The organism is Pontibacter sp. HSC-36F09, assembly GCF_024171605.1.
Taxonomy (GTDB): Bacteria; Bacteroidota; Bacteroidia; order Cytophagales; family Hymenobacteraceae; genus Pontibacter.
The window spans coordinates 861,075-885,652 of the sequence record NZ_JALKAA010000001.1; the positions used below are offsets into that span (position 1 = coordinate 861,075).

The 24,578-nt window shown below is 52.6% G+C and carries 21 protein-coding genes; 8 read left to right on the plus strand and 13 right to left on the minus strand.

Annotated elements, in window-relative coordinates; translation table 11 throughout:
- Window position 1: 1 nt before the first annotated feature.
- Together L1278_RS04005 and L1278_RS04010 are read right to left on the minus strand one after the other, a co-directional pair.
- A complete protein-coding gene (locus L1278_RS04005; protein WP_253401162.1) occupies window positions 2-1,123 on the minus strand; it encodes a DUF4249 domain-containing protein in 1,122 nt (373 codons plus the stop codon).
- Window positions 1,120-3,804: a TonB-dependent receptor gene (locus L1278_RS04010; protein ID WP_253401163.1), complete on the minus strand. Its 2,685-nt coding sequence runs from the start codon at window positions 3,802-3,804 to the stop codon at window positions 1,120-1,122. Before L1278_RS04010 ends, L1278_RS04005 begins: the two co-directional genes overlap by 4 nt.
- A 184-nt stretch (window positions 3,805-3,988) precedes the next feature.
- Here L1278_RS04010 and L1278_RS04015 point away from each other — a divergent pair, with 184 nt between their 5' ends.
- From L1278_RS04015 to uvrA, 3 genes are all read left to right on the plus strand, one after another.
- Window positions 3,989-4,384 carry a YidH family protein gene (locus tag L1278_RS04015; RefSeq protein WP_253401164.1) on the plus strand — a complete coding sequence of 132 codons (396 nt, stop codon included), beginning with the start codon at window positions 3,989-3,991 and terminating at the stop codon, window positions 4,382-4,384.
- Between the two features lie 88 nt (window positions 4,385-4,472).
- Window positions 4,473-4,856: a YidH family protein gene (locus tag L1278_RS04020; protein WP_253401165.1), complete on the plus strand. Its 384-nt coding sequence runs from the start codon at window positions 4,473-4,475 to the stop codon at window positions 4,854-4,856.
- 130 nt (window positions 4,857-4,986) lie between these two features.
- Window positions 4,987-7,881, plus strand: coding sequence for an excinuclease ABC subunit UvrA (uvrA, locus tag L1278_RS04025; protein ID WP_253401166.1), 2,895 nt, complete (start codon window positions 4,987-4,989; stop codon window positions 7,879-7,881).
- Window positions 7,882-7,938: 57 nt separating this feature from the next.
- Here the strand turns inward: uvrA and L1278_RS04030 are convergent, their stop codons facing one another.
- Entirely contained in the window at window positions 7,939-8,511 is a 573-nt protein-coding gene (locus L1278_RS04030) for a DUF4142 domain-containing protein (protein ID WP_253401167.1), read from the minus strand.
- A 99-nt stretch (window positions 8,512-8,610) separates the two neighbouring features.
- Window positions 8,611-9,192 (minus strand): DUF4142 domain-containing protein, encoded by a 582-nt coding sequence (locus tag L1278_RS04035; protein ID WP_253401168.1) that lies wholly within the window; start codon window positions 9,190-9,192, stop codon window positions 8,611-8,613.
- A gap of 233 nt (window positions 9,193-9,425) precedes the next feature.
- Here L1278_RS04035 and L1278_RS04040 point away from each other — a divergent pair, with 233 nt between their 5' ends.
- On the plus strand, window positions 9,426-10,136 hold the full coding sequence (locus L1278_RS04040) for an ABC transporter ATP-binding protein (RefSeq protein ID WP_253401169.1): 711 nt from the start codon (window positions 9,426-9,428) through the stop codon (window positions 10,134-10,136).
- Here L1278_RS04040 and L1278_RS04045 read toward each other — a convergent pair whose 3' ends face one another.
- The 4 genes from L1278_RS04045 to rpoN all read right to left on the minus strand — a co-directional run bounded on the left by L1278_RS04045 (window position 10,137) and on the right by rpoN (window position 14,204).
- Window positions 10,137-10,862: a hypothetical protein gene (locus L1278_RS04045; protein WP_253401171.1), complete on the minus strand. Its 726-nt coding sequence runs from the start codon at window positions 10,860-10,862 to the stop codon at window positions 10,137-10,139.
- 188 nt (window positions 10,863-11,050) lie between these two features.
- Complete coding sequence (locus L1278_RS04050) at window positions 11,051-11,833, minus strand: enoyl-CoA hydratase-related protein (protein WP_253401173.1); 783 nt, start codon at window positions 11,831-11,833, stop codon at window positions 11,051-11,053.
- Between the two features lie 67 nt (window positions 11,834-11,900).
- Window positions 11,901-12,521, minus strand: a complete 621-nt coding sequence (locus tag L1278_RS04055) for a hypothetical protein (RefSeq protein WP_253401175.1) — start codon at window positions 12,519-12,521, stop codon at window positions 11,901-11,903.
- A 237-nt stretch (window positions 12,522-12,758) separates the two neighbouring features.
- Complete coding sequence (gene rpoN / locus L1278_RS04060) at window positions 12,759-14,204, minus strand: RNA polymerase factor sigma-54 (RefSeq protein WP_253401177.1); 1,446 nt, start codon at window positions 14,202-14,204, stop codon at window positions 12,759-12,761.
- A 285-nt stretch (window positions 14,205-14,489) separates the two neighbouring features.
- Here rpoN and asnS point away from each other — a divergent pair, with 285 nt between their 5' ends.
- A complete protein-coding gene (asnS, locus tag L1278_RS04065) occupies window positions 14,490-15,929 on the plus strand; it encodes an asparagine--tRNA ligase (protein WP_253401179.1) in 1,440 nt (479 codons plus the stop codon).
- Window positions 15,930-16,039: 110 nt separating this feature from the next.
- The gene (locus L1278_RS04070; RefSeq protein ID WP_253401180.1) at window positions 16,040-17,572 is read left to right on the plus strand and encodes a hypothetical protein; all 1,533 of its coding nucleotides are present in this window, start codon (window positions 16,040-16,042) and stop codon (window positions 17,570-17,572) included.
- Window positions 17,573-17,640: 68 nt separating this feature from the next.
- Here the strand turns inward: L1278_RS04070 and L1278_RS04075 are convergent, their stop codons facing one another.
- Window positions 17,641-18,135, minus strand: coding sequence for a DUF4168 domain-containing protein (locus L1278_RS04075; protein WP_253401182.1), 495 nt, complete (start codon window positions 18,133-18,135; stop codon window positions 17,641-17,643).
- Window positions 18,136-18,396: 261 nt separating this feature from the next.
- Here L1278_RS04075 and L1278_RS04080 point away from each other — a divergent pair, with 261 nt between their 5' ends.
- Window positions 18,397-19,662 carry an outer membrane beta-barrel protein gene (locus L1278_RS04080; RefSeq protein WP_253401184.1) on the plus strand — a complete coding sequence of 422 codons (1,266 nt, stop codon included), beginning with the start codon at window positions 18,397-18,399 and terminating at the stop codon, window positions 19,660-19,662.
- Between the two features lie 101 nt (window positions 19,663-19,763).
- A complete protein-coding gene (locus L1278_RS04085; protein WP_253401186.1) occupies window positions 19,764-21,038 on the plus strand; it encodes a porin family protein in 1,275 nt (424 codons plus the stop codon).
- A 150-nt stretch (window positions 21,039-21,188) separates the two neighbouring features.
- Here L1278_RS04085 and L1278_RS04090 read toward each other — a convergent pair whose 3' ends face one another.
- The 4 genes from L1278_RS04090 to L1278_RS04105 all read right to left on the minus strand — a co-directional run bounded on the left by L1278_RS04090 (window position 21,189) and on the right by L1278_RS04105 (window position 24,544).
- Complete coding sequence (locus L1278_RS04090; protein WP_253401188.1) at window positions 21,189-22,574, minus strand: NAD(P)/FAD-dependent oxidoreductase; 1,386 nt, start codon at window positions 22,572-22,574, stop codon at window positions 21,189-21,191.
- Window positions 22,575-22,651: 77 nt separating this feature from the next.
- Window positions 22,652-23,251 carry an alpha-ketoglutarate-dependent dioxygenase AlkB gene (locus tag L1278_RS04095; protein WP_253401190.1) on the minus strand — a complete coding sequence of 200 codons (600 nt, stop codon included), beginning with the start codon at window positions 23,249-23,251 and terminating at the stop codon, window positions 22,652-22,654.
- Between the two features lie 3 nt (window positions 23,252-23,254).
- Window positions 23,255-24,202: a cation:proton antiporter gene (locus tag L1278_RS04100; RefSeq protein ID WP_371927314.1), complete on the minus strand. Its 948-nt coding sequence runs from the start codon at window positions 24,200-24,202 to the stop codon at window positions 23,255-23,257.
- Window positions 24,203-24,544: a hypothetical protein gene (locus L1278_RS04105; RefSeq protein WP_253401194.1), complete on the minus strand. Its 342-nt coding sequence runs from the start codon at window positions 24,542-24,544 to the stop codon at window positions 24,203-24,205.
- Between the last annotated feature and the right edge of the window lie 34 nt (window positions 24,545-24,578).

Genomic DNA, 24,578 nt, shown 5'->3' on the forward strand with positions numbered 1-24,578 from the left:
ATCAAAAGCCGATTGGCCGCTCGTTGGTTACATTCGGGTATAGAAAAGTGTAGCGGCAATCGCCCTTAGGTGGCGCGTAAGGCAGACCCGGGAATGGCGCGTACAGCTGCCGATGAATCACGATGAAATCCTCCGTCATGGCCGAGGCGCTGAAATAGCCGATCACCTGCTCCTCAGGGTCTGTCAGGCTGTACAAATTGCCGTTGATGCGTGCCGGAGGCGGGTCAAAAATACTGCCTACGCTCGACTGCTGCTGGTTAAAAAGACGAAGAAACTCATGCGCGCCGGCCGTAAGTGAAAACTGCCTGATCTTGATGCGGTATTTGGTTGGGATGTCGGCTGGCACCACCACCACCGGCTGCTCAAAATAACGGCCATTCACCAGTCTATCATCGTTTGTTACCACTTTGGTGTTAATGCTTCCCATATTGGACCAGCACCTCGCAGGCAACGGAGCGTCGCCTACGTCGGAATAAAACTCAAAAACGCCCTCTGTGTCCCAACGGTAGTAGTTGCCTTGCTCCGATGGATCCTGTACCTGCGCCTTCACTTCAAAGCCTTTCGATCGCCGCTCCACCAACATACCTGCGGAATTGCGCACCACATCGATGAACTCCTTGAACTCATAGCCTATACCTTGTAGGGCAGGCACGGGCCGCAGCAGCTCTGGGCGAGAAGCATATTTTCTCCCGTCGGGCAGCTTGATGTGCAAGGTATAGCTGCGCCCCTGCACGACCTGATAGTCGTCTGGCATCAGCTGGTATACCCCTCTGGGCCCGTGATACAACGGCATACTAGCCCCCTGGTCATCCTGCAACGTTACTATAGCATCCAATACGGGATGCACCAGCACCTGCTTGTTTTCACTGTCGAAAGGAGCGGTCCAGGTCAGCGTTACTCTATTCAGTGTTGAATCGTTATGGTCTGTTACCATGCCGCTCACGACAAGCTTTGGCTGCCCGGCTTCGATCTGGAGTTCTAACGGGTCCACGCAGGCCTGCAGACAAACGATGATGAGGAGCATGGCCCAAAACCTGTATTTTTGAAAAATGATCTGCATTTCCAGGTATAGTTTAGTTGCCTGTGCCCTGTCTGAATATCTTTCCCTGATTAGCCCTCTCATCGTGTGATCTTGAAGTTGTAAGTAATAGCCGGCACCGCTGACCCTATCACCGACAGGCGGTAGGCCTGCGGGATGGTACCGCCATAGGCTGGTTTGAAGAACACGGAGTAAGGGTTTTTGCGCCCGTACACGTTGTATACCGAGAAAGCCCAGCTGCTCACCCAGTTTGCGTTTCGTTTGTTGGTGCCGTCTATCACAAAGGCCAGGTCCAGGCGGTGGTAGTCGGGTATGCGGTGCTGGTTGCGGTCACTGTAGTTTACCATTAGCAGTCCATCGATATAGCCCACTGATTCCGGATAGGTAATCGGGCGGCCGGTGCTGTAAGTGAAATTGGCTGAAAGGCTGATCAAACGGGTCAGCTGCTGGTTCACAACCAGACTCAGGTCATGCGGCTTGTCGAAGTTGGCCGGGAAAGATTTGCCGTTGTTGATGCGCTCTTCGGGCGTGGGGCCGTTGACGCGGCGCAGTGACCTGGAATAGGTATAGCTGGCCCAGCCTGTCAGCTTCTTGCCTTTGCGTCGCATCATCAGTTCCAGTCCGTAGGCCTTGCCCTCGCCTGGCAGCAGGTCGGCATCGAGGGTGCTGTTGAGCAGGAGCCGGGCGCCGTCCTTGTACTCCACCAGATCGTGCAGCTTCTTGTAATAGACCTCCGCCGAAAGCTCAATAGTATTGTCCTGCAGGTTTTTGAAAAAGCCAAGTGCCACCTGATCCCCGAGCTGCGGGTGCAGGTGCGGGTTACTCGTTTTCCAGATATCCACCGGAGAGGCCGCTGTGGTGTTGGAGATGAGGTGAATGTACTGCGCCATCCGGTTGTAGCCCAGTTTAACAGAGCTGTTCTCGCCCAGCGTTATTTTAAGGGAAGCTCGCGGCTCGAAATTACCGTATCGCTGTATCACTCCGCCGTTGCTGTAGCTGAGCGTATCGATGATCGTCGACTCGCGGCGGGGCGACTCCGAATCGTACACGTATACATCGCCCGGCCCCAGGTTATAGTAAGAGGAGTAGCGCAGCCCGTAGCTGACCGATATCCTTGGGTTAAGGGCGTATTCGTGATCCAGGTATAGCGCAGCTTCAATGGAACGCTCGCGAGGCATATGAACAGGCAGCAAACTAGACAGTTCTGAACCAGGCGTCAGGGTGCCGGGGCTAAACTCATACCAGGAGGACGAGGCACCCAAGCCCATCTTATGCCGCACGGAGGGCTCAAAATTCAAGTCCGCCTTGATCTGCTTGTACTTTATCTCTGAGTCGAGGGTATAGCTGTAGGGCTCTGTTTCGGCCTCCACGCCATAGTCATAGTCACCAATTACGCCGGTTACGCTTGACAGCAGTTTGTCATTGAAGGTATGGTTCCAGCGGGCGGTGCCGGTGGCCGTACCCCAGGTATAGGTGGTGTCGGCCCCGAAGCGGAAACCGTCGCGGCTCATGTAGCCTGACACCATGAGCTGGTCTTTGGCACTGATCGTATAGTCTACCTTGGCGTTAAAGTCGTAGAAATAGCCGTCGCTGTCGCGCACGGCTTTGTCAGGCACGTAGCGCATGGCCAGACCGGGGTAGGCGCCTCGCCCGCCGAGTACAAAAGAAGCCTTGTCTTTCAGCAGCGGCGCTTCCACCATCAGACGGCTGGCCAGCAAACCGATGCCACCGCTCAGGATGGGCGCTTTCTTGTTGCCCTCTTTCATCTCTACATCCAGCACCGACGAGATGCGCCCGCCATACCGGGCAGGTATACCGCCGCGGTAAAGGGTAACATCCTGCACCATATCCGGGTTGAAAACCGAGAAGAAACCAAATAAATGCGATGCACTGAAAAGTGTCGCCTGATCCTGCAAAACCAGGTTTTGGTCGATGCTGCCGCCACGCACATTGAAGCCACTGGCCCCTTCGCCGACGGTGGTCACGCCCGGCAGCGTAATGATACTGCGCAACACGTCCACCTCGCCCAGAAAATTGGGCATCTTGCGCACTTCCTGTATCGACAAGCGGGCCACGCCCATTTCCAGGCTCTCTACATTATGGTCGGGTGCTTTAGCGGATACCTCCACTTCCCGCAGCTGGTTACTTACTTCAAACAACTCGATGTGCATGGTGCGGCTCTGCTGCAGACTCACCCGCCGCTGGTCCTCTACCATACCCATAGCCCGCACCCGCAAGGTATAATTACCAGCCGGCACCACCAGAGTATACCTGCCCTGCTCATCAGCTACAGTGCCTTTTTCGGTCTCTACAAGTAGCACAATGGCCCCGATAAATGGCTCGCCTGTTTTGGCATTGCGTACCTGCCCGCTCAGGGTCACGATGCGCTCAGCGACCTGCCCTGCAGCAGCTTCCCCAGATGGCACCGTGTCAGAACGAAAGATGGAGGCTGCGGATTGGGGCACCAACACAATGGTACGGTCATCATACAGCACAAAGGAAAGGCGGGCTTTTCCCAGGAGCTTTTGCAGCGCGCTGGCGATTGGTTCCTGATCAAACGCTTGCGTGATTTGCACGCCTTCTACCCACTCCAACTGATAGAACACACGCAGCTTGTGTTTCTGCTGCAAGTCCTGCAGCACCGCCTGCAGGGGCTGATTCTGATAGCTGGCCGTGATGCGAGTCTGCCCGGTGTCCTGCGCCCAGGTATGGCCTGAAAGCAGCATCAGGATGGTGAGCAGAAAGTACTGGTAGCGTCTATTCATAAAAAGGGATGCGGTTGGCGTATGTGCGCAGAAGGCAAAAGGAGGAACTACATTGCACCTTAGCAATATATAGTTTTAACATTGGATTTGAAAATTTTGGAATGGCCTCTGCGCAAAAGCTTTGTGCTTTCAAATTTTACCTAAGTCCCACAGAATCGTACATAATAAAAGAAGAGCCAGACCTATGTCAGAAACAGACAAAGAGAAGATAAAGAAGCTCAAGAAAAAGCTGCGGGTGCAGGAGCAGAAGAACGCTGAGATACGGGACCACATGGCGGCCGAGCGCACCATCTTCGCCAACGAACGCACCCTCATGGCCTACCTGCGTACCGCCATGACGGTCTCCGTGGGCGGTTATGTGGCCATCAAACTTTCAGACGACCTGTACCTGGACATCATTGGCGTCATTCTGATTCCGGTTGGTATCATACTGGGCATATACAGCTTTGTCAGGTATAGGCACAAGCAGCGCGTCATCGAGGGGCACCACCAGGACTACTGCCCGACCAGCCACGAACACGAGCGGGCACACAATGAGCTGCCCCAGCCCGGCGGGAACGGCAAACAAACTTCTGCTTAACTAAGGTCACCAGCCGGGCAGTAGCACAGCAGGTATACGCCTGCACTTCGTCGTATTTGTTTCGTATATTTCTCAAAAAAAGGAATAAATGCAGGTGCCGGAGCAAGACGAAATCAAAAAGCTGAAAAAGAAGATCCAAAAGCTGGAGAAAAAGAATGCGGACATCCGCAACGAGATGGCTGTGCAGCGCACCTTCTTCGCTAATGAACGTACGCTTATAGCCTACCTGCGCACGGCCATTGCCCTGGTAGCAGGCGGCTTTGCCGCTATCAAACTCTCGCAGCACCTGTATATAGAGACGACGGGGATTATCCTGATGCCGCTGGGCCTTTTATTGTCTTTGTATAGTTTCGTACGGTTTTTCAAACAGCAAAAACTCATAAGGCGACAGCGGGAAAGCATCACCCCCATCAGTCAGCGACACGAAGAACTGCATGAAAAGCAGGCTTCGCGCTACGACAACTTAGATTGAGTTTATATCAAGGATAATTGCTGAAAGCTAAACCATTTGGCGTTGATTGCTGTTAAGAAGGGTTGGCATCTTCGGGTACGGAGGCGCTGATATTTTTGTACCTTTGCTATTTAAAATCAAGCATTCCTGAATGGCTTTTAACCAAGCGCAAGACACAGCAACCGGCACCGATACTGCCTTTTCGCAAAATGGCGAAACACAGCAGATCGAAGTTTACGGTGCCCGCGAACATAACCTCAAAAACATTTCCATTAAGCTGCCGCGCTACAATCTGGTCGTTTTTACCGGCATCAGTGGCTCAGGCAAGTCCTCGCTGGCTTTCGACACCATTTACGCCGAAGGACAGCGCCGCTACATGGAAACTTTCTCGGCTTACGCCCGCTCCTTTATGGGCGGACTTGAGCGACCTGACGTGGACAAGATCGAAGGCCTTTCGCCGGTAATTTCTATCGAGCAGAAAACCACCAGCCGAAACCCGCGCTCCACCGTGGGTACCATCACCGAGATCTACGACTTTATGCGTCTGCTCTGGGCCCGTACGGCCGAGGCGTATAGCTATGTGACCGGTGAGAAAATGGTGCGCCAGAGCGATGACCAGATCGTGAACCACATTCTAGAGAACTTCGGCGGCAAGCGCATTATCGTACTCGCCCCGGTAGTAAAGGGTCGTAAAGGCCACTACCGCGAGCTCTTCCAGCAGATCCGCAAGATGGGCTTTATCCGTGCCCGCGTGGATGGCGAACTGCTGGAGATCGACCCGAAAATGCAGGTGGATAGGTATAAGATCCACGATATCGAGATCGTGATCGACAAGATTGTGGTGAAGGAAGAGGACCGCTTCCGTCTCTCCGGCTCTATCCAGAATGCGCTCACGCACGGCAAGGGCACGGCACTGATCCTGGATGTGGACGCTGACAAAACCCACTTCTTCTCACGCCACCTCATGGACCCCGCCACAGGTATAGCCTACGACGATCCGGCGCCGAACTCCTTCTCGTTCAACTCCCCGTACGGTGCCTGCCCGGTGTGTACCGGTTTGGGTGAGATACAGGAGATCACAGAAGAGTCGGTTATACCTGACAAAAGCCTGAGCATCCGCCGCGGAGGTATAGCACCGCTCGGCGAGTACCGCGACATCTGGATTTTCAAGCAGATCGAAGCATTGTTCAAGCACTTCAAGGTATCGGTTTCGACGCCGATCAAAGACTTGCCGGAGGATGTGCTGAAGGTGCTACTCTACGGTTTGGACGAAGACCTGGAGGTGAATACCAAAAAGGGCAATTATGTGGTGGAGTTTGAAGGCATCGTTAACTTCCTGAAAGGGCAGATGGAATCGGATTCCGACAACATCCGCTCCTGGGTGGAGGACTTTGCGCAAACTACGACTTGCCCGGAATGTAACGGGTATAGACTGAAAAAGGAATCGCTGCACTTCAAGATTGCCGATACTAACATAGGCGAACTCTCGGTGCTCGACATTAACAAACTGGCCGCCTGGTTTGAAGGTGTGGAAGAGCGCATGAACGAGCGCCAGAACGTGATCGCCCGTGAATTGCTGAAAGAAATCCGCAAGCGTATCGGCTTCCTGCTGGACGTAGGCCTGGATTACCTGAGTCTGCACCGCCCTGTCAAAACGCTTTCAGGTGGTGAGAGTCAGCGTATACGTCTTGCCACACAGATCGGTACGCAGCTGGTAGGTGTGCTTTACATCATGGATGAACCGAGCATCGGCCTGCACCAACGCGACAACGAGCGACTCATCAAAGCCCTGCAGGACCTTCGCGATCTGGGCAACTCCATTATTGTAGTGGAGCACGACAAGGACATGATCCTACAGGCCGACTACGTGGTAGACATCGGGCCGGGCGCAGGTATACACGGGGGCCAGGTAGTGACTGCCGGCACGCCGGAAGACATGATGAACGCCGGCACGACCACTGCCGACTTCCTGAGCAACCGCCGAGGTATAGCCGTGCCGCGTGTGAAACGCCCGGGAACAGGTAAAGTGCTCAAACTGAAAGGCGCTACCGGCAACAACCTGAAGAACGTGACGCTGGAACTGCCGCTTGGCAAAATGGTGTGCGTAACGGGGGTTTCGGGCAGTGGCAAGTCCTCGCTCATACACGACACGCTTTACCCAATCCTGAACACGCACTTCTTCCGTGCCAAGCGCGATCCGCTGCCTTACAAGAGCATTGAGGGCTTGGAGCATATTGACAAAGTAATCGAGGTGGACCAGTCGCCGATTGGCCGTACGCCACGCTCCAACCCCGCTACGTATACCGGTGTGTTCACCGAAATCCGCACGCTGTTTGCACAACTGCCAGAGGCCAAGATCAGAGGGTATACGCCGGGCCGTTTCTCGTTTAACGTGAAGGGCGGACGCTGCGAGGCTTGCGAAGGCGCCGGTATGCGCACGATCGAGATGAACTTCCTGCCGGACGTATACGTGCCCTGCGAGGTCTGCAAAGGCAAGCGCTACAACCGCGAGACGCTGGAAGTCCGCTTCAAAGGCAAGAGCATCACCGACGTACTGGATATGACCGTGGAACAGGCAGTAGATTTCTTCGAGAGTCAGCCACGCATCCTGCGTAAAATTCAGACGCTGAACGAGGTGGGTTTGGGTTATATCACATTGGGCCAGCAAGCCACTACCCTATCAGGTGGCGAGGCGCAGCGCGTGAAGCTGGCTACTGAACTCTCCAAAAAAGACACGGGCCAGACGCTCTATATTCTGGACGAGCCAACAACAGGTCTCCACTTCCAGGACATCGAGCACCTGAGCGAGGTACTGCATAAGTTAACTGACAAAGGCAACTCGGTGCTCATCATCGAGCATAACCTGGATCTGATCAAGATCGCTGACTGGATCATCGACATCGGGCCGGAAGGTGGCGAAGGCGGTGGTACCATTGTGGCGGCTGGCACACCGGAGGATATTGTCAAAAAAGGCAAAGGCTATACCGCCCGCTTCCTGAAAGAGGAACTGAAAACGAGCCACTACCGCGAAAACGGCCAGGCTTAACAGGTATAGCAAGCTATAAAAAATGCCGCTCCCAGGTATAGGAGCGGCATTTTTGTTTTAGATATTCCCGAGCCGGTCTTCGAGTGCTTCCGTTTGCTGCAAGTGTTGTCGCAGGAGCGGGAGCTGCTTGGAGGCGAACTGCTTTACTTCCATCACCTGGGCGTTCTCGGCCATGTCCTCGTAGCGTTTCAGTAAACGGTCATGCTCTTCGCGGGTACGCTTGATATAGGCCAGGTCAAAACCTATACCTGTTTCGCTACTCACATCGTCGTATACCTTTTGGTGCACCCTGCCTAACTGAGTAGGCACCACGAACTCACGCTCTGTGGCAATGTGCTGCAGGTCTTCCATCACACGGTTGTGACCATTGCTCATATCCTGGGCCAACTCTTTCACTTCCGGGCTCACGCCTCTCTCCAACGCCAATTCGCCCAGTTGCACATGCAGCATGTTGGCGCTGGTGGCCTCGGCTACAAAAAGCGCATCGTTTTTCATCCCCGGCATGCCCATGGCTTCAAACTGCTCTACGCTTTGGGCGGCAGCCTGCTCGATGCTGTCATCGGCGCCACAACTGGCGGTGCCCAGCAGAAGCACGGCACTGGCAAGGTATAGGGTAATTTTTCGGATCATACACGTGGGTTTAAAATAGGAGCATCTGCAGCCATGACAGGCGCAGATGCTCAAGATAATTAGATTTTAGGAAATGCCCAGTGTTTGGGATTACACATTTTACTTTAGCCCGTCTTTGATCTGCTGCGCACGCTTGTGGTGCTCGCGCAACTTAGGAAGCGTCTTGGTGGCAAAGGCCTTCACTTCTGCATCATCGTAGTTTGCATCTTCCGTCACATCTTCGAACAGGCTGATGTCGCTGTCGTGTGCGCTTACCATTTTGTCCATGTAATCTTTGTCAAATTCGGCCCCTTGCTTTTCGCGCAGGTCACGCATCTGGCTCATGTGCTCATTGCTCATGCTGTCTGGCAGCGTGATGTTCTTGCTGAGTGCCAGGTCACTCATTTCTTTGTTAGCCGCCGTATGATCTTTCACCATCATAGCGGCAAACTCCTTCACCTGCGGATTTGTAGCACGCTCCTGCGCCAGTTTGCCCGCTTCTACTTCCATCATGCTGCTGCTGGCTGCCTTGGTCATAAATTCAGCCTGGTCATCGCGCTCCTCTTCCATGGCAGTGTCTTCAAAACGCTCCTCAGTAACATCCTGCGCCTGATCCACGCTGTCGTTGCCGGAGCCGCCACAGGCCATGGTGCCAAATAGGAAGGCACAGGCCATTAATCCTGTTGTTGCAATTCTTTTCATAGTATTATTTCTTGTTAATAGTAAAATAGTTTGAACAAATTGGTATACGCCGCTAAAGCCATGGAGTTTATATGATAGGCCTCTTATATATAGGAAGCAGGTAATAATATACTTTGGGGATATCCGGAACAGGATACTTGTATACAAAACGCAAGCACTTACGACCACAACTATCTCAGGTATAAAACGATATATACCTACTCGAGTACAGACTCCCGTTTAAGCCATACCTTATGACACAACTCTTCGCTATGCGCCTCATCACAGCTTTGTTGTTTTGTTCATGCTTATTGATCTGCTCTGCGGCCCACGCGCAAGTAACGGAAGAGGAAAGAGAAGACCGCACCGAAATGATCAACATAGACCGCGACCATGACAAGACGATCAAGATCCATCCGCTGCATTATGGGGAGGTGTTTGTATCGTATGAGAAGGTGCGTTCGCCCGGCATCAGCAATGAGTTTGGGCTGAGCTATTTCTACAAACTGCACCTGAAAGGCGATGGCTGGACCTCAAATGCGAAAGACGTGATGGGCATCGGCATCCGGATGAGCCAACGTTACTATACCTCCAAGAAGAAGTCTCCCCCTTTTGGCTTTTTTCATGGGCCCATGTTCAGTTACCGCTTCATTGTGTTTGAGCGCAACGTGTTCGACCTGCCCGACCTGCCTCCCAGCGATCCCGACTTCAGGTATGTAGGCCGGCTCTACCAGAACGCGCTGGACCTGAGTTACCACCTGGGCTATCAGTTCCGGCTAGGGCGCCACTTTACAACCGAGCTTTCTGGCGGGCTTGGAGGACGCGTCAAAATCGCCAATGCCACCAATGGCGGCGATTTGATCAAAGAGAACATCATCGGGCATGTGGTTCACTCCGATGAGGGAGCTGTTATTACGGTAGGCCCTTCCCCACAGCTCAACTTCTCGATCGGCTACTCTTTCTGATTACTTGTTGATCTTGTTGAGCACGCTGTAGGCCATCAGCTTGCCATTGCGGTAGGTTTCTGACTTTATCCAACCCGTGCCAGGCACAAACCACTCCACGGTCTGCATGCGGGTACCGGGCATCTTCATACCCATGGCGCGGGTCTGCACCTCCATGTCCTGGTTTATCTTGAAGCCTTCGTAGGTACCGGCCGGTACCTCAAACCGCTCTTTTTCGCCAACGGTACGGCCGGTCACCAGCATCGTGATCGTGCTGAAGTTCTGCCCGCTGTTCTTGTCCAGCACATCGATGGTAAAGCTCCCGTCTTTTAGTTTTTGGCCGGGGCTAAGGGAGGCCGGGTAATCCATATGGTCGCCCTCCATCTTGATTTCCATGTCTTTGTAGGCGGACATCATGTCGGGGTTCATCAGGGAGCGCATGTCCACCCACACGGAGCCGTTTTCGCAGCCTACCTGGTAGCTCCCTTCGTTGGCCATTTTCCCTTTCTCGTCATACATCTTGGTATGGACAGTCGCCTCCGACTTGCCGCCGTTTTGCCGCACATCGGTTACCTTATACACTACCTTTCCGGTGAGCTTGTTGCGCTGGTTGTAGCTGAGTATCTCGTACTCGGCATTTTCGGTGAGCAAAAGGTAGCCACTGCAGTCCTGCGCTATGGTAGTGGTTGGCACTGATAAGAATCCGCACAGCATGGCGATAACAAAAAGAAGGTACATCTTTCTCATAGTCTTTACCTGTTAAATTGATATCAATAACTTTTCTAAAGATAGTTATAATTTATGCAATACCCCTATAAACACCTGACTTGCAGGCAGGTGGCCATAATTGACTAGTGACCGGACTGAAACACAGGGTATAAAAAAAGCCGGACAATGGCCCGGCTTTGTAGGTATAGGTGATAAGGTATAGCGGGCTAAGCGCCTGTAAAGTTTGGCTTGCGCTTTTCGTTAAAGGCCGTTACACCCTCTTTGTAATCAGCGGAGTTGCCTGCTATTTTCTGGCAGTGGGCTTCGTAATCCAGCATTTCGTCCAGCGTGGAGTTAAACGATTTGTTGAGCATCTTTTTCATCAAACCGATGGCTTTGGTAGGCGCCACAGCATAGCGAGCAGCCAGTTCAGCTACGGCCGCGTCCAGCTCTTCCGGAGCCACTACGCGGTTCACCATACCCAGTTGCAGCGCTTCCTCGGCGCTCACTTTAGAGCCCAGCGTGCTCAGCTCAAAAGCTTTCAGCGAACCCACTACACGCGGCAAAAAGAAGGAAGAACCCGAGTCAAGGACCAGGCCTACGTTCACGAACACCTCGATCATGCTAGCTGCGGTTGAGGCTACCACCAGATCGCAGGCGAGGGCGAGGGAACAACCGGCACCGGCGGCTACCCCGTTCAGCTTGCAGATGATGGGCTTGGGCAGGCTGCGCATGGCCCGGATGATCGGGTTATACCGCTTCTCCAACGACTCCGACAAATCGCGCTTGTCGGCACTCGCGATGGCCTTGAGGTCCTGACCGGAGCAGAAGGCTTTGCCGGCGCCTGTCAAAATCACCACGCGCACGCTGTCGTCGCGAGTTACCTGCTTCAGGGCGTCCTGCAGCTCGTAGCTCTGCTTGTCGTTAAAGGCGTTGAAAACATCGGGTCTGTTCAGCGTGATGGTCGCAATGCCACCCTGCACATCATATAGCAAGCATTCGTAGTTCATGTTGTCGTTTGTTTTTGTAGAAGAGATAACCAAAGGTATAGATAATCACCCTGAAGAGCAAAAGCGGCTACAGGGCCACAAAGCCCGCCAACAGTACCAGCAAAAGCCCTGTCAGAAAGCCCGTATACGCCTGCGCCGGGGTATGGGCATGCAAGGCCAGCCTTGCCGAGAGTACCGCCCCTGACACCAACACCAGCAGCACGATAGGTATAAGCAAGCCCGACTCGGGCATGAGTTTGTTCATGAGCAAAAGCACTCCCAAGGCTCCTCCCAACCCGATGCCGTGCGCACTGATCTTCCAGAAAAAAGAAACGCACCAGGCCACCAGAACAGAGGCTGTGACCACGCCCATCACGAAATAGAAGAGTAGATCAAACACAGACTCTGAGTAAAACAGGTAGGTCGTGACGCCGTAGCAAAGGGCGGTAAACAGAAGCGGTCGGCTGCGTTGCTCCCGCCGGTCTATTTCATAAGAATCGATGAAACCGGTTTTGAACATGGCGAAAGCACCCAGCCCGGGCACCATAAACGTCGTGAAAAAGATCATGCTCAGCACGATCCAGCGACTTTGCAGTGGAAGCGAAATAGAAGAAACCGGCAAAAAATAAAGGATGATGGCAAACAGATACGTCGGCATCAGCAGAGGGTGAAACGCAACAGACAAAAAGCGGGCGAGGGAGCGGTTCAAGGGGGAGTTAGTGATTGAGTGAAATAGTGCGTTAGTGAATTAGAAGAGTTCGCTTGTAGGGACAAGGTCGCGATCTGTCTGAATCGTGCACCTATAATTCTTTAAGCTATACCTGTCCTAATCGTGTCCGTCTTTCTATGGATTATACCTGTCTTGGTCATCAACAGATAATCCTGCAGGTTATACTTGTCCTAATCGTGCACCAAACAACAATTTAACCATCAACAATTCAACAATTTATAACTCTTTCCGCAGGCGGGCTACCGGTATGTTGAGCTGCTCGCGGTACTTGGCCACGGTACGGCGGGCGATGTTGTAGCCCTTGTCGTTGAGCATCTTTTCGATTTTCTCATCGGAGAGCGGCTTGCGCTTGCTTTCCTTGTCGATGATCTCCTTGAGGATGTGCTTTACCTCGCGGCTGCTGGCATCCTCGCCGGAGTCGGTGGCGATGCCTTCGGAGAAAAAGTACTTGAGCGGATAGATGCCGAACTCCGTCTGCACGGCCTTGCTGTTGGCCACACGGCTCACGGTACTGATGTCCATGCCAATGTCTTCGGCAATGTCCTTCAGGATCATCGGGCGCAGCTTACTTTCGTCACCCTCCAGGAAAAACTCGTGCTGGTACTTGATGATGGACTCCATGGTGCGCAGCAGCGTGTTCTGGCGCTGGCGGATGGCATCAATAAACCATTTGGCCGCGTCCAGCTTCTGCTTCACAAAAGTTACCGTCTCCTTCAGCTTCTTGTCCTTCTTGTCTGACTTGTCGTAGGCGTCGAACATGTCGGCATAGGAGCGGCTGATGCGCAAGTCCGGGGCGTTGCGGGAGTTGAGCGAGAGCTGCAGCTGCCCGTTTTCGTTGGTGAGGATGAAGTCAGGTATAATGTACTGCACCCGAGCCATGCCAGCTCCACTTCCGCCCGGTTTCGGATTGAGTTTGATGATCACGTCGATGGCTTTTTTCAGCTCATCTTCCGAAACGTTAAACTTCGACTGTATTTTCTGGTAATGCTTCTTGGTGAACTCGTCGAACGACTCCTTGATGATGCGCTCAGCCAGCCGGGTCGTTTCGTCCTGCTCGCGGCGCTCGAGTTGCAGCAGCAGGCATTCCGGCAGATCGCGGGCGCCTATACCCGCCGGGTCGAAGGTCTGGACCATGTGCAGCACCTGCTCGATCTCCTCTTCGGTGGTCATCACGTTCTGCGAAAAAGCCAGGTCGTTGGCAATGGAGCTCAGCTCACGGCGTATGTACCCATCACTGTCAATGCTGCCGATGAGCTGCATGCCAATGGTATACTGCTTGTCGTCGAGCGCCAGGAAACCGAGCTGGTCCATCAGGTTGTCGTTGAGCGAGCTGGACATGGCAATCGGCATTTCGCGGTCTTCCTCATCGCCACCGCGGTCGCCCTGCATTTTGTAGCCGCTTATCTCGTCATCGTTGAGGTAGTCGTTGATATCGACTTCGTCCTTACCGTAGTCGTCCTCGCTGTCGTAGTCCTCTGATTCTGAGTCGCTGTATTCATTTTCGGACTCTTCACGGCCTTCTTCAAGCGCCGGGTTCACCTCCATCTCCTCTTTTATGCGCGCCTCGAGCTCAACAGTAGGTATCTGCAGCAGCTTGATAAATTGTATCTGCTGCGGCGATAACTTCTGGGATAAGAGTTGTCTTAAATCGAGTCGCTGCATAGTAGGAAAACGGATATTCGTGCCGCTTAGTGCACCTTCAAATTTAGGATAATTTTACTTGCATTTACAAAAAAGGTTAAAATATCGTTACTTTGAGGGATTATTGAAAAGGGGGCTGCGCCAGGGAGCCAACTATAGTTCACCTGCCCGCTACAGGACTTTCCCTAAGCAGGTTAGGACGGTTGGTTCGGGGCAGCATGGCATCTTTTCCGTCTTCCTCAGGAGGGCCGGAAATTATACCTTAACCCATAATTTATTCAGACACATTACGCTACTAGAAATAACATGCAACGCACGAAAGTAAAAGAGCTACTGACTGGTGCCGAAGAAGGCAAAGAGGTATTATTGAAGGGCTGGGTACGCACCAAGCGCGGCAACAAGTTTGTGAATTTCATTGCCGTGAACGACGGCTCCACGATACAGAACCTGCAGGTAGTAGCCGATGCTGAGAAGTTCGGCGAAGAGTCCCTGAAAGACGTGACAACCGGCGCGGCCGTTTCCATCACGGGCCAACTCGTGGCCTCACAGGGCAAAGGGCAAGCCTTTGAAATAGTAGCCAATACCATTGAGGTAGTAGGCAAGGCCGATCCGGAGACCTACCCGCTGCAGAAGAAGGCGCACTCGCTGGAGTTTTTGCGCGAAATCGCCCACCTGCGCTTCCGCACCAACACGTTCGGCGCGGTGTTCCGCGTGCGCAACACATTGGCTTTTGCCGTACACAAGTTCTTCAACGAAAAAGGCTTCGTGTACATGCACACCCCAATCATCACGGCCTCTGACGCAGAGGGCGCCGGTGAGATGTTCCATGTCACCAACCTCGACCTGGATAACCTCCCGCGCACGGAGGACGGCAAGATCAACTACGAGGAGGACTTCTTCGGCAAGGCCACCAACCTAACGGTGTCCGGGCAGCTGGAAGGCGAGCTGGCGGCCATGGCTTTCAGCGACATCTATACCTTCGGACCTACCTTCCGTGCCGAGAACTCCAACACGGCCCGCCACCTGGCCGAGTTCTGGATGATTGAGCCGGAGATGGCTTTCTACGACCTCAAAATGAACGCCGACCTGGCTGAGGAGTTCATCAAATACATCATCCGCTACGCCCTGGAGCACAACCGCGAGGACATCGAGTTCCTGGGTCAGCGCCTGGTGGAAGAAGACAAAGCCAAGCCGCAGAACGAGCGCCAGGAGATGACGCTGATCGAGAAGCTGGAGTTTGTGGTGAACAACAACTTTGAGCGTGTGACCTATACCGAGGCGGTGGACATTCTGATGAACTCACCTGCCTACAAGAAAAAGAAATTCCAGTACGACGTGTCGTGGGGCATCGACCTGCAGAGCGAGCATGAGCGCTACCTGGTGGAGAAGCACTTCAAGAAGCCGGTGATCGTAACCGACTACCCGAAAGACATCAAGGCCTTCTACATGCGCCTCAACGACGACGGCAAGACCGTGGCCGCGATGGACATCCTGGCCCCGGGCATCGGCGAGATTGTGGGTGGTTCGCAGCGTGAGGAGCGCATGGAGATATTGGTAGAGCGCATGAAAGGCGTGGGCATTGAAGAGGAAGACCTGTGGTGGTACCTCGATACCCGCCGTTTCGGGGGCTGTCCGCACGCTGGCTTCGGTCTGGGCTTCGAGCGCATGGTGCAGTTCGTAACAGGTATGGGCAACATCCGCGACGTGATCCCGTTCCCGCGCACCCCGGGGAACGCAGAGTTTTAACAGAAGCTATACCTTATACTTACAAAAGCCCGGCTATACCTTAGCCGGGCTTTCTTTTTGGCTAGAAATTTGCTAGTTTAACATAAGTAAAATCCCTTATAAATAGACTTATGCGATATATATTTTTAGCCTTGCTCCTGCTTGGTTTTGCGGCCCCAGAGGTACGTGCACAGCAGGAGTTTGCCAGTCTCGAGCTACCCTTGCGCCGGGCTGAAGACCTGGTGTCGGTGGCGGATGGCGATGGCAACGTGTGTCTTTACTTTTTCCAGGGGGGCAAGCTGAATTTTAGCCTGGTAGATGCCAAAGGGCAAACTGTGGCGACACAGGAAATCCCCTACCGCAATGGTCAGCAACCCCAGGTGCTGGGCACCCGCGTAACCGATACGGAGTTTGTGTTCTACAGCCGCTTTGTCAACGGTAACAAAGAGTATGTGCGCCCCTTTGCCGTGAACAGGTATAGCGGTGCCTTCCGCAGCCTGCCCGATGTGCCCTTGCGCCGCGAAAGAAACGAAACGTTTGTCGGTGCCTTTGCCGATGCGTCGCACTTTTACATGATCTACACCGACAAAAAGGATAACCTGATCTTGCACCGGGAACTGGACGAAAGCTACTACGAGAAGAAGACGTTCCAACTGGCCGACCTGCCACGTACCCGCACCAAAGGCGAGCGCCAGCAGGAGCTGATCTTTGTGCACCCTGACCTGGAGCGCACCGTGTTCGCCGGCCAGCACCGCAGCAAGATCTATACCCGCGGCGACAAGCTATACCTGGTATTTGACGGCTTTTCGCTGCGTGGCAAGAAAAACGAACTGACTACCGAGATCCTGACACTCGACTGGCCAAGCGGAAAAACGGAGTACCGCACCCTGCCGTCACTAGCTGTAAAAAACGAGGCCAATTTCAACTCCTTCCTGCATAGCAATACCCTCTTTCGGGTACAGCTCGAAAAAGACGCGTTTACGCTAACTGCTTTTGACTTCAGCAGCCTTCAGCCGATCAAGGAGTACAGGTATACCGCCGATCAGGACATCGACATCAAAGCCACGCCGGTGCACCAGCGGGGAGCGGGTGCCCTATTTTCGTCCGGCAATAGCGTGATCGAGAAGACATCTAAAGTGATGCGCAACCTGTCGACTGGCAAACCTGCCATTACGGTGGACGCCTTTAACGACAGCACGCTGCAGCTTACCATCGGTTCGTACCAGCCGCCGGCCCGCCGGAATCCTGGCGGGGACCCAACCAGACTGGTGCGCACGCCAGATCGCTACATCCAGACCTCCCGTGGACTGTTCCTGATGCCCGGCCGCTGGATACCGGCCTATTCGCTGCCGTACAGGTATAACATGTTCCCCTACAACCGCTACTACGACCCGTTCTACAACCAAGCGGGCGAGTCGGTGGGGCCGGGCATCAGCACCTACTTCAGGGCCGTGCTCGATAGTGAGACGCTCGACAAAGCTTTTGTAGCGAAAGACGATAGTACTGCTGCCACCGTCCAGGACAAGATAGAGGCATACGAAGAAGAGTTGAAGCAGACGCCAGAGTACAAAACCCTGTACCGCTACGGCAACAACAAGCTGCACTACGGCTACTTCGACAAGCGCAGCAAAACTTTTAAGATACTGGAGTTCACACAGAACTAAGAATTACGCCCAACAAAAAAGCTTCGCCGGATTTGGCGAAGCTTTTTTGTTTTAACCAAGGGCTAATTTTACAAACCCATCAATTTCTGGATTTTGGCCTGCACGGCGGGGTCCTGCTGGTAAGCCAGCATGATCTGCTCGTAGCGCTCCATCGTCATACCGTCTTTCTGGATGGCCGTCTGCATATTCTTCTCAATGTCAGGCTGCATTTCCATCATACGCCCGATCGCTTTGTTGAAAGCGGCTTTTTCGGCGGCCGTTCCTTCGGCTTCGGCCAGTTTCTGCTGCTGGTGCGCCTGCGCCAGGGCGTTAAATTTATCCACGCTCAGTTTTTCCTCTTCCAGAATCACAAGCATGGCTTTTTCACTTTCCTGCTGCAGCTCCATCAGGCGCGTGCTGGCATCTACAAATAGCTTGATGTCCTGGTCAGAAATAGCCTGCGTTTGCTGCTGCGGAGTTTTCTGGGGAGTGACCTGCTGCGCCAAAGCGCTGCCACTAACGGATATCAAACCTACTACAAGTCCTGCCACAGCAGTGACTTTCAGTTTATGGAAAATATTCATAAGACTCGGTGTTAAAAATTTTGAAATGATTAATAAAGAAAGGCAGGTTCTCTCGATTACCACTTAAACTATACATTATTTGAAGGAAATAGTTTTTAGCTTTTAGTTGCCTGCCGCTCCATGGTCCAATAATCCTGCCACAAACTTATACCGCCCTTCTGTATAACAAAGGATGTCCTTGCTGAATATGATACAAAATTTTCAGAAGCTCAAGAGGTTATATAGGTATATCCTACTATATTTATAGTCCAATCCACTTTTATGAAAAACCTATACAAACTTATTGCGCTGTACTTTGGAGTTCTGCTTTCAGTACCAGCGGCAGCACAAAGTGATTATAAACCCGGTTATGTCGTGCTCCCGCAAGGCGACACACTGCAAGGCCAGGTAAGTTACCGCACTGACGCGCTTGGCAAATCGATCGGCTTCAGAAGAGACGGCCAGTCGACCACTGCTTCTTATACTGCCAATGATTTAACGGGCTACGGCTTTCCGGGCGACCGCAACTACCGCACCCGCACACTTGACCATGCTGACACCCTGGCTGCTGAGCATGTGTTCATGGAGGAACTTGTTCGTGGCCCTATCAGCCTTTTTATTTACAAGAATACGTTTTTTGTCGAAAAGAATGATAATCCGGACAAGCTGCACAAGCTCTATATCACAAAGGAAACCTATGTCAACACTTCCGGTGTAACAGCCCAAAGAGACATAAACCACCACGTGCGCACCCTGAATATCCTGATGCAGGACTGCTTTGCAATGCTCAGCAAAGTAGAACGCGTAAAGCTGGCTGAAAAAACCTTGGTGAATCTGGTAAGAGACTACAATAGCTGCATTGGTGGAGTCGATGAACAAATCATTTTTAAGGAGTCCAAAAAGTGGTTTGCTATTAGGCCGGGTTTTGTAGCAGCCATTAGCCATACCTCGCTTAACTTCTCGGCCGCTGACGAGCGGTACCTGCACCTGGATCATGCTGAATTTAACACAAATACATATCCTACTTTTGGCATGGCCTTGCTGATCAACTCACCCCGCATCAGCGAAAAAGCCTCTATCCTGGTAGAGGGTCGCTACTTTAGCAACAGCTACCAGGCAGACCCCAGCTACGTGTGGTATGACTCGTACTACGACAACCAGATTGAGATCGAGCTTTCTGCCATAAAACTCACCACAGCTCTCCGCTACAATTTTGCGGGCAAAACCATTCAGCCCTTTGTAAACGCCGGTAGTTTCTTCAACTTCTTCAATAAGCGCGACTACAAGCATACCCAATATTACAGAAGTACACAGAGTAGCACGCCCACAGAAAGGAATCGCGACAATACAGAGTTTCTCAGCAAAATGCAGCAAGGTCTGATGCTAGGCGCCGGCTCTTACCTGCACCTAAACAAGCACCGACTATCACTGGAGGCTCGCTACGAGTTGGGCCTGGATTTGCATGAGCACAGGGCTGTCAACAAGATCAACACCGCACTTGACTCAGATACCAGATCGGTATCGCTGTTATTAGGGTTCTATTTCTAGGCGGCAATTCTTAAAACATCTATACCTTAAAAAATCAAAGTTGGGGCTATAGTAGACTCCATCCCCGATTATCTTCCCTACTACCTATTACCCAATCTTTTATGAAACAAATTTTACTCGCCAGCCTGGCTCTGGTTACCTTTCTTATTCCTTTTCATGCCGCTGCCCAAACTTACAGACCTGGCTTTATAGTACAGGCCGACGGCGACACAACCAAAGGGTTCGTACGCTACCGCGAAGGCAAACTGACCTATCAAAGCTGTATCTTTAAAACGACAGAAGACGCAGGGGCAAAAGAATACCTGCCTACCGACATACAGGCCTATGGCATTGTGGGAGAGGCTCCTTTTATGAGCAAACAGGTGCCGAGCGGTGAGGGAGTCTCAAACCCCATGTTTATAGAGGTGTTAGAACAAGGAAAGCTCATGCTCTATACCCAGAACAATCTGCTATACCTAGAGAAAGAAGACAGCGGCCTGAAGCACCTGTACCTGCAAAACGATGACCAGGATATAACGATGCACATCGGGGAGCAAAAGACAGTCAGCACCTCTACCCAACACCTGATCCTGATCCACTCCCTCACCCTCGACTGCCCGGTGCCCGACAAATTGATGCTGAAAGTGAGGCAGCGCCTGCATGTGCCGGATGTAACGGCTATTGTCCGAAATTACAATGCCTGCGCAGCACCAACCAGTGCCATCTCATACAAAATGGATCATTCATGGCTCAAGACAGAACTGGGCGTATTTGCGGGTAGCTATTCAACGGCGCTTCAGTTCAACCACAACACCACCATCCACAAGTTTTACGGGGCGGATTTTTCCATGACACACAATTTTGTTTTTGGAGGGGTATTAAACTTCACCTCACCAAAGAAAAGCGAGCGTTTGTCTGTGCAAATGGAGCCGATGTATAGCCAGGAGCGACACATCGGGAGCTTCAATTATCCCAGAGATTCCTACACGATCAGTGGAGACTATACCATAGCGATGACGCGCTTGTCTTTGCCTATCATGCTCCGTTACACGGTCACCACCAACGGCAGATTCAGTCCTTACGTTGGTGCAGGTATAGTCACTGACTACATACTGGACAGCAATGTGACGGGAACTCAGCAAACCGAGTACTATGCTACCGGCCATGTACAAAACAGCAAGCTTAGAGAAAATGAAGTTGGTACCACGTTTTCGCATGCGTTCACGACCGCTGTGGGCACTAAATTTCGGATAGCCGAAAAACACGCTGCTTTACTGCAGTTCAGGTATGAGTATGGCCGCTATCTAGCTACAGACCTCAGTAATTCAGATTCCAGGGTTTGGCTGACCGACAAGCACCAAGGCTTTTACCTGATGGCTGCTTACCTGTTCAAATAAGCACAGCCCGGCTATACCTCTCCTGCCATAGCCGGCTGGCTTTTTAATTCTATCTCCAGAATGCCTGTGCATCTTTGAGTCGAAGTTTAGCGGCTAGAAAAAGGAATGTACAGGCATTCTGGTTTCAGACTAGTTACAGGAACAAGTCCCCTATACCTCCTGCGACTGATAACCCTTCAGCTTCTCTTTCTCCACGAGTTGCTTTTCCAGTAGTTTCTGCACTTCCGGCTTGTCGAAGTCTTCCACGGTTTTGATGTGCTTCATCACCTTTTTCATAATGGCGTCCTGCAGGCGGCCCGTCTCGAGGGCATAAGAGTACGGCAGGTCGGTGAAAGTCACCATGGAGTAGAGCGGAATCCACTTATCCGGGTATTGCTGGTTGATCTTGCCCTCAATCTTTTTGCGGAGCAGGAAGCGCGGGTCGGCCACTTTGTCGCGCATCTCGATGAAGTTCATCACGGCCAGGTCGGCGATGGCGTCGGCGTCGGGTTTGCGTTGGCGCTCAAACTTCTTAAACAGGCTTCCCCAATCTCCGTCAAAGTTTTCGAGCATTTGGTCAAGCACGGTGATATCCTCAAAACCAGCGTTCATCCCCTGCCCGTAGAACGGCACCACCGCATGGCTGGCGTCACCTATCAGCAAGGCCTTGTCTTCAAACGACCATGGGAAGCACTTTACCGTCACCAACGAACCGATGGGGTTGGAGAAATAATCCTCCGCCAGATTAGGCATTAATGGGACAGCATCCGGGAAGGTTTGCAGGAAGAAGTTGAGCAGGTCATCGTCGGTTTTGATGCTCTCAAAAGAAAGCGCGCCCTCGTAGGGGAAAAACAAGGTACAGGTGAAGCTGCCATCCAGGTTAGGCAGGGCGATCATCATGTAGTTGCCGCGCGGCCAGATGTGCAGGGCGTGTTTTTCCAGTAGCCAGCCACCGCCTGCTGCCGCAGGTATGGTCAGCTCTTTGTAGCCGTACTCGAGGTAGCTCTGGGAGTAATTGTAGCGCTCGGTTTTCTGCATGGCGTTGCGCACCATCGAGAAAGCGCCGTCGGCCCCGAAAAGCAGTTCTGTCTGCAGTTCCTCCAATCCGCCTGTTTCGTGGTTGCGAAGCGTGGCTTTGTTCCGATGCAGGTCCAAATCGAGTAGCTGCCTGTTAAAATGGTAGGTGATGTTGGGGTTCGGCTCTGACAAATCCATCAGGGCAGCGTTCAATCCGGCACGCGATACCGAGTAGATGGACTGCCCCTCTTTGCCGTAGGGCTGAAACGTGAGGTTGCCCTGCTCGTCGTGCATCATGCGGCCGTGCATAGGTATAGCTACCTTGCGCACAGCCTCTTCTATACCTATGCCGCGCAACGCCCGGAAACCGCGGTCGCTCAGTGCGAGGTTAATCGAACGGCCACCATCTAGCAGGGTCTTGCGCATGTCGGGCCGGCGTTCGTAAATATCCACTTTATGGCCGCGCTTGGCCAGGTATAGCGACAAAAGCGAACCAACCAGTCCGGCTCCCATGATGGTGATGTTCTTTCTCTCGGCCATAGTGCAAGGGTATAGATTTCCTATTCGTAAAGAAACGTTTTCCAATCGGGAAAGGCAATACTCGGCGCCAATATACCTTAGCCCACAATGGTACGGAAAGTCAGGTTGATGCGGGGCGCGATGGGGCGGCTGGTTTTGGGAAGTTGATGCTGCCAATGCTGCTGCGTGGCACCCTGCATCAACAGCAAACTGCCATGTTGCAGGGTGAGTTTAACCGCAGGCAGGTCTTTGTGTTTACGGTGCCGGAAAGCGAATCCCCGCTCTCCGCCAAAACTAATGGAGGCTATACCCGGCCCGAGCGTTTTCTCGTCGTCTGAATGCCAGCCCATGCTGTCCTGCCCGTGGCGATAGTAGTTTAGCAGCACACTGTTATACCTGTCACCGGAGGTGGCTTCTACCCGCTCCTTCAGTTCCAACAGCACAGGCATCCAGGGCTGGGGCGCATTGTACAGGCCAGAATAGGTATAGCCTTTGTCGCCGTACCAGGCCGTAAGCCGTGGCAGAGGCAGTTGCTTGCCAAACATTCTGATTTTCTCCTGTTGCCAGTCGATTTCTTTGGTTAGCCGCTGCAGGTATAGGTCGCTTTCTTCTTTGCTGAAAAAGTGCGGGGCATAGTATACCTCGGCCTCCGGCATATCGAGTCTGGAGAAGACTGTTTGATATGATTTATCTATCATTTGCTACAGCTTGTTTGCGCCGCTGTCCGCATCTTGTTTTTTCAGGTATCCCCTTCTGTAAAGAATGCGGCGACGGGTTGAGTCTAAGTAATCCATTACGCGGGAAGCCGTAACACCGTGCAAGATGATTGACACCATTACGATGAAGCCTACAATAGACCAAAGCCTATCCGCGTCGACAAAGTCTATTTTTGACAGAGCGAAGGCAAGGTAGAAAAAAGAGCCGATGCCCCTTATCCCAAAAAAGCTGATGGCCATCTTTTCGCGCCAGGAACAACTTACGTTATAAATAGCCACCAAACTGGTGAGCGGCCGAATCACAAACAGGAAGGCAAGACTGACAAAAACATCGTTCCAGGTTAGATGATCCAATATACCACTCACCAGGCTGCCTCCAAACAGTATCAGCAGCACGACCATGATGATGCGCTCCACCTGCAACACAAAATCGTGCATTTCGGTGTGGTATTCATGTTCCTCTTCGTAGCTGCTCAGAGTCAGCGCCGTAAAGAAAACCGCCATAAAACCGTAGCCTCCGATCATTTCGGTCACCCCATACGATACCAGCGTGGCTGACAGCCCTACGAATCCGTCCCTTGTCTTGGGAAAGGCTACTTTCCTAGGAAGGTAAAAGATGAGGTAGGCCAGCCCCCGCCCGATCAGATAGCCCATCCCAACGCCAGCCAGTATGCGATATATGAGGTCGCGCAGCAACCATTCTGCAAACCAGGGTTCGCTGGTGCCCGCAGCAACAGCCACTACAATGGCCAGCCAGGTAAACGGGAAGGCCATCCCATCGTTGAGCCCGGCTTCGGCCGTAAGTGAAAAGCGCACATCGTCCTCTTCTTTGTCATTGGGAGGCCCTACCTGCACCTGTTCGGCCAGCACAGGGTCTGTAGGTGCCATTACGGCTCCTAATAATATAGCGGCGGCGGGTGCCAGAGCCAGCAGTCACCATCCAAGGGCTGCCAGTATACCAATTGAAAGCAGCATGGTGACGGAGACCAGCAGGAAAGGGATTTTCCAGTTATGCCAGCTGAATTTACGCCTGATCTTTAACCCTGTGCCCATCAGTGATATGATCACACTCAGCTCCGTCAGATGCACAGCATAAGCTTCATGCCAAAGCGGGTCAGGTAAGGGCAAGTCTAGTGGTAAAAGGTATATAATGGCGCCCAGGGCCAGAAACAGGATTGGGTAAGAAAGGAAGCTTTTCTCCAAAAGCGTGGGCACCCAGGCCATTGCCAGCGCTGCAAAGCCAATGATCGTAAGAGCAATTATGTATATATCCATTAAGAGAGGCGGTGGAGTAAGACGATGTAAAGGG

Excerpts from the sequence above, each read along its gene's own strand:
- L1278_RS04030 (WP_253401167.1), bottom strand. The coding sequence starts at position 8,511 with ATGATCCGAAAAATTACCCTATACCTTGCCAGTGCCGTGCTTCTGCTG.
- L1278_RS04020 (WP_253401165.1), top strand. The coding sequence starts at position 4,473 with ATGCAGGTGCCGGAGCAAGACGAAATCAAAAAGCTGAAAAAGAAGATC.
- asnS (WP_253401179.1), top strand. The coding sequence starts at position 14,490 with ATGCAACGCACGAAAGTAAAAGAGCTACTGACTGGTGCCGAAGAAGGC.
- L1278_RS04090 (WP_253401188.1), bottom strand. The coding sequence starts at position 22,574 with ATGGCCGAGAGAAAGAACATCACCATCATGGGAGCCGGACTGGTTGGT.
- L1278_RS04010 (WP_253401163.1), bottom strand. The coding sequence starts at position 3,804 with ATGAATAGACGCTACCAGTACTTTCTGCTCACCATCCTGATGCTGCTT.
- L1278_RS04080 (WP_253401184.1), top strand. The coding sequence starts at position 18,397 with ATGAAAAACCTATACAAACTTATTGCGCTGTACTTTGGAGTTCTGCTT.
- L1278_RS04085 (WP_253401186.1), top strand. The coding sequence starts at position 19,764 with ATGAAACAAATTTTACTCGCCAGCCTGGCTCTGGTTACCTTTCTTATT.
- L1278_RS04005 (WP_253401162.1), bottom strand. The coding sequence starts at position 1,123 with ATGAGAGGGCTAATCAGGGAAAGATATTCAGACAGGGCACAGGCAACT.
- rpoN (WP_253401177.1), bottom strand. The coding sequence starts at position 14,204 with ATGCAGCGACTCGATTTAAGACAACTCTTATCCCAGAAGTTATCGCCG.
- L1278_RS04015 (WP_253401164.1), top strand. The coding sequence starts at position 3,989 with ATGTCAGAAACAGACAAAGAGAAGATAAAGAAGCTCAAGAAAAAGCTG.
- L1278_RS04050 (WP_253401173.1), bottom strand. The coding sequence starts at position 11,833 with ATGAACTACGAATGCTTGCTATATGATGTGCAGGGTGGCATTGCGACC.
- L1278_RS04075 (WP_253401182.1), bottom strand. The coding sequence starts at position 18,135 with ATGAATATTTTCCATAAACTGAAAGTCACTGCTGTGGCAGGACTTGTA.
- uvrA (WP_253401166.1), top strand. The coding sequence starts at position 4,987 with ATGGCTTTTAACCAAGCGCAAGACACAGCAACCGGCACCGATACTGCC.
- L1278_RS04035 (WP_253401168.1), bottom strand. The coding sequence starts at position 9,192 with ATGAAAAGAATTGCAACAACAGGATTAATGGCCTGTGCCTTCCTATTT.
- L1278_RS04045 (WP_253401171.1), bottom strand. The coding sequence starts at position 10,862 with ATGAGAAAGATGTACCTTCTTTTTGTTATCGCCATGCTGTGCGGATTC.
- L1278_RS04095 (WP_253401190.1), bottom strand. The coding sequence starts at position 23,251 with ATGATAGATAAATCATATCAAACAGTCTTCTCCAGACTCGATATGCCG.
- L1278_RS04040 (WP_253401169.1), top strand. The coding sequence starts at position 9,426 with ATGACACAACTCTTCGCTATGCGCCTCATCACAGCTTTGTTGTTTTGT.
- L1278_RS04105 (WP_253401194.1), bottom strand. The coding sequence starts at position 24,544 with ATGGATATATACATAATTGCTCTTACGATCATTGGCTTTGCAGCGCTG.
- L1278_RS04070 (WP_253401180.1), top strand. The coding sequence starts at position 16,040 with ATGCGATATATATTTTTAGCCTTGCTCCTGCTTGGTTTTGCGGCCCCA.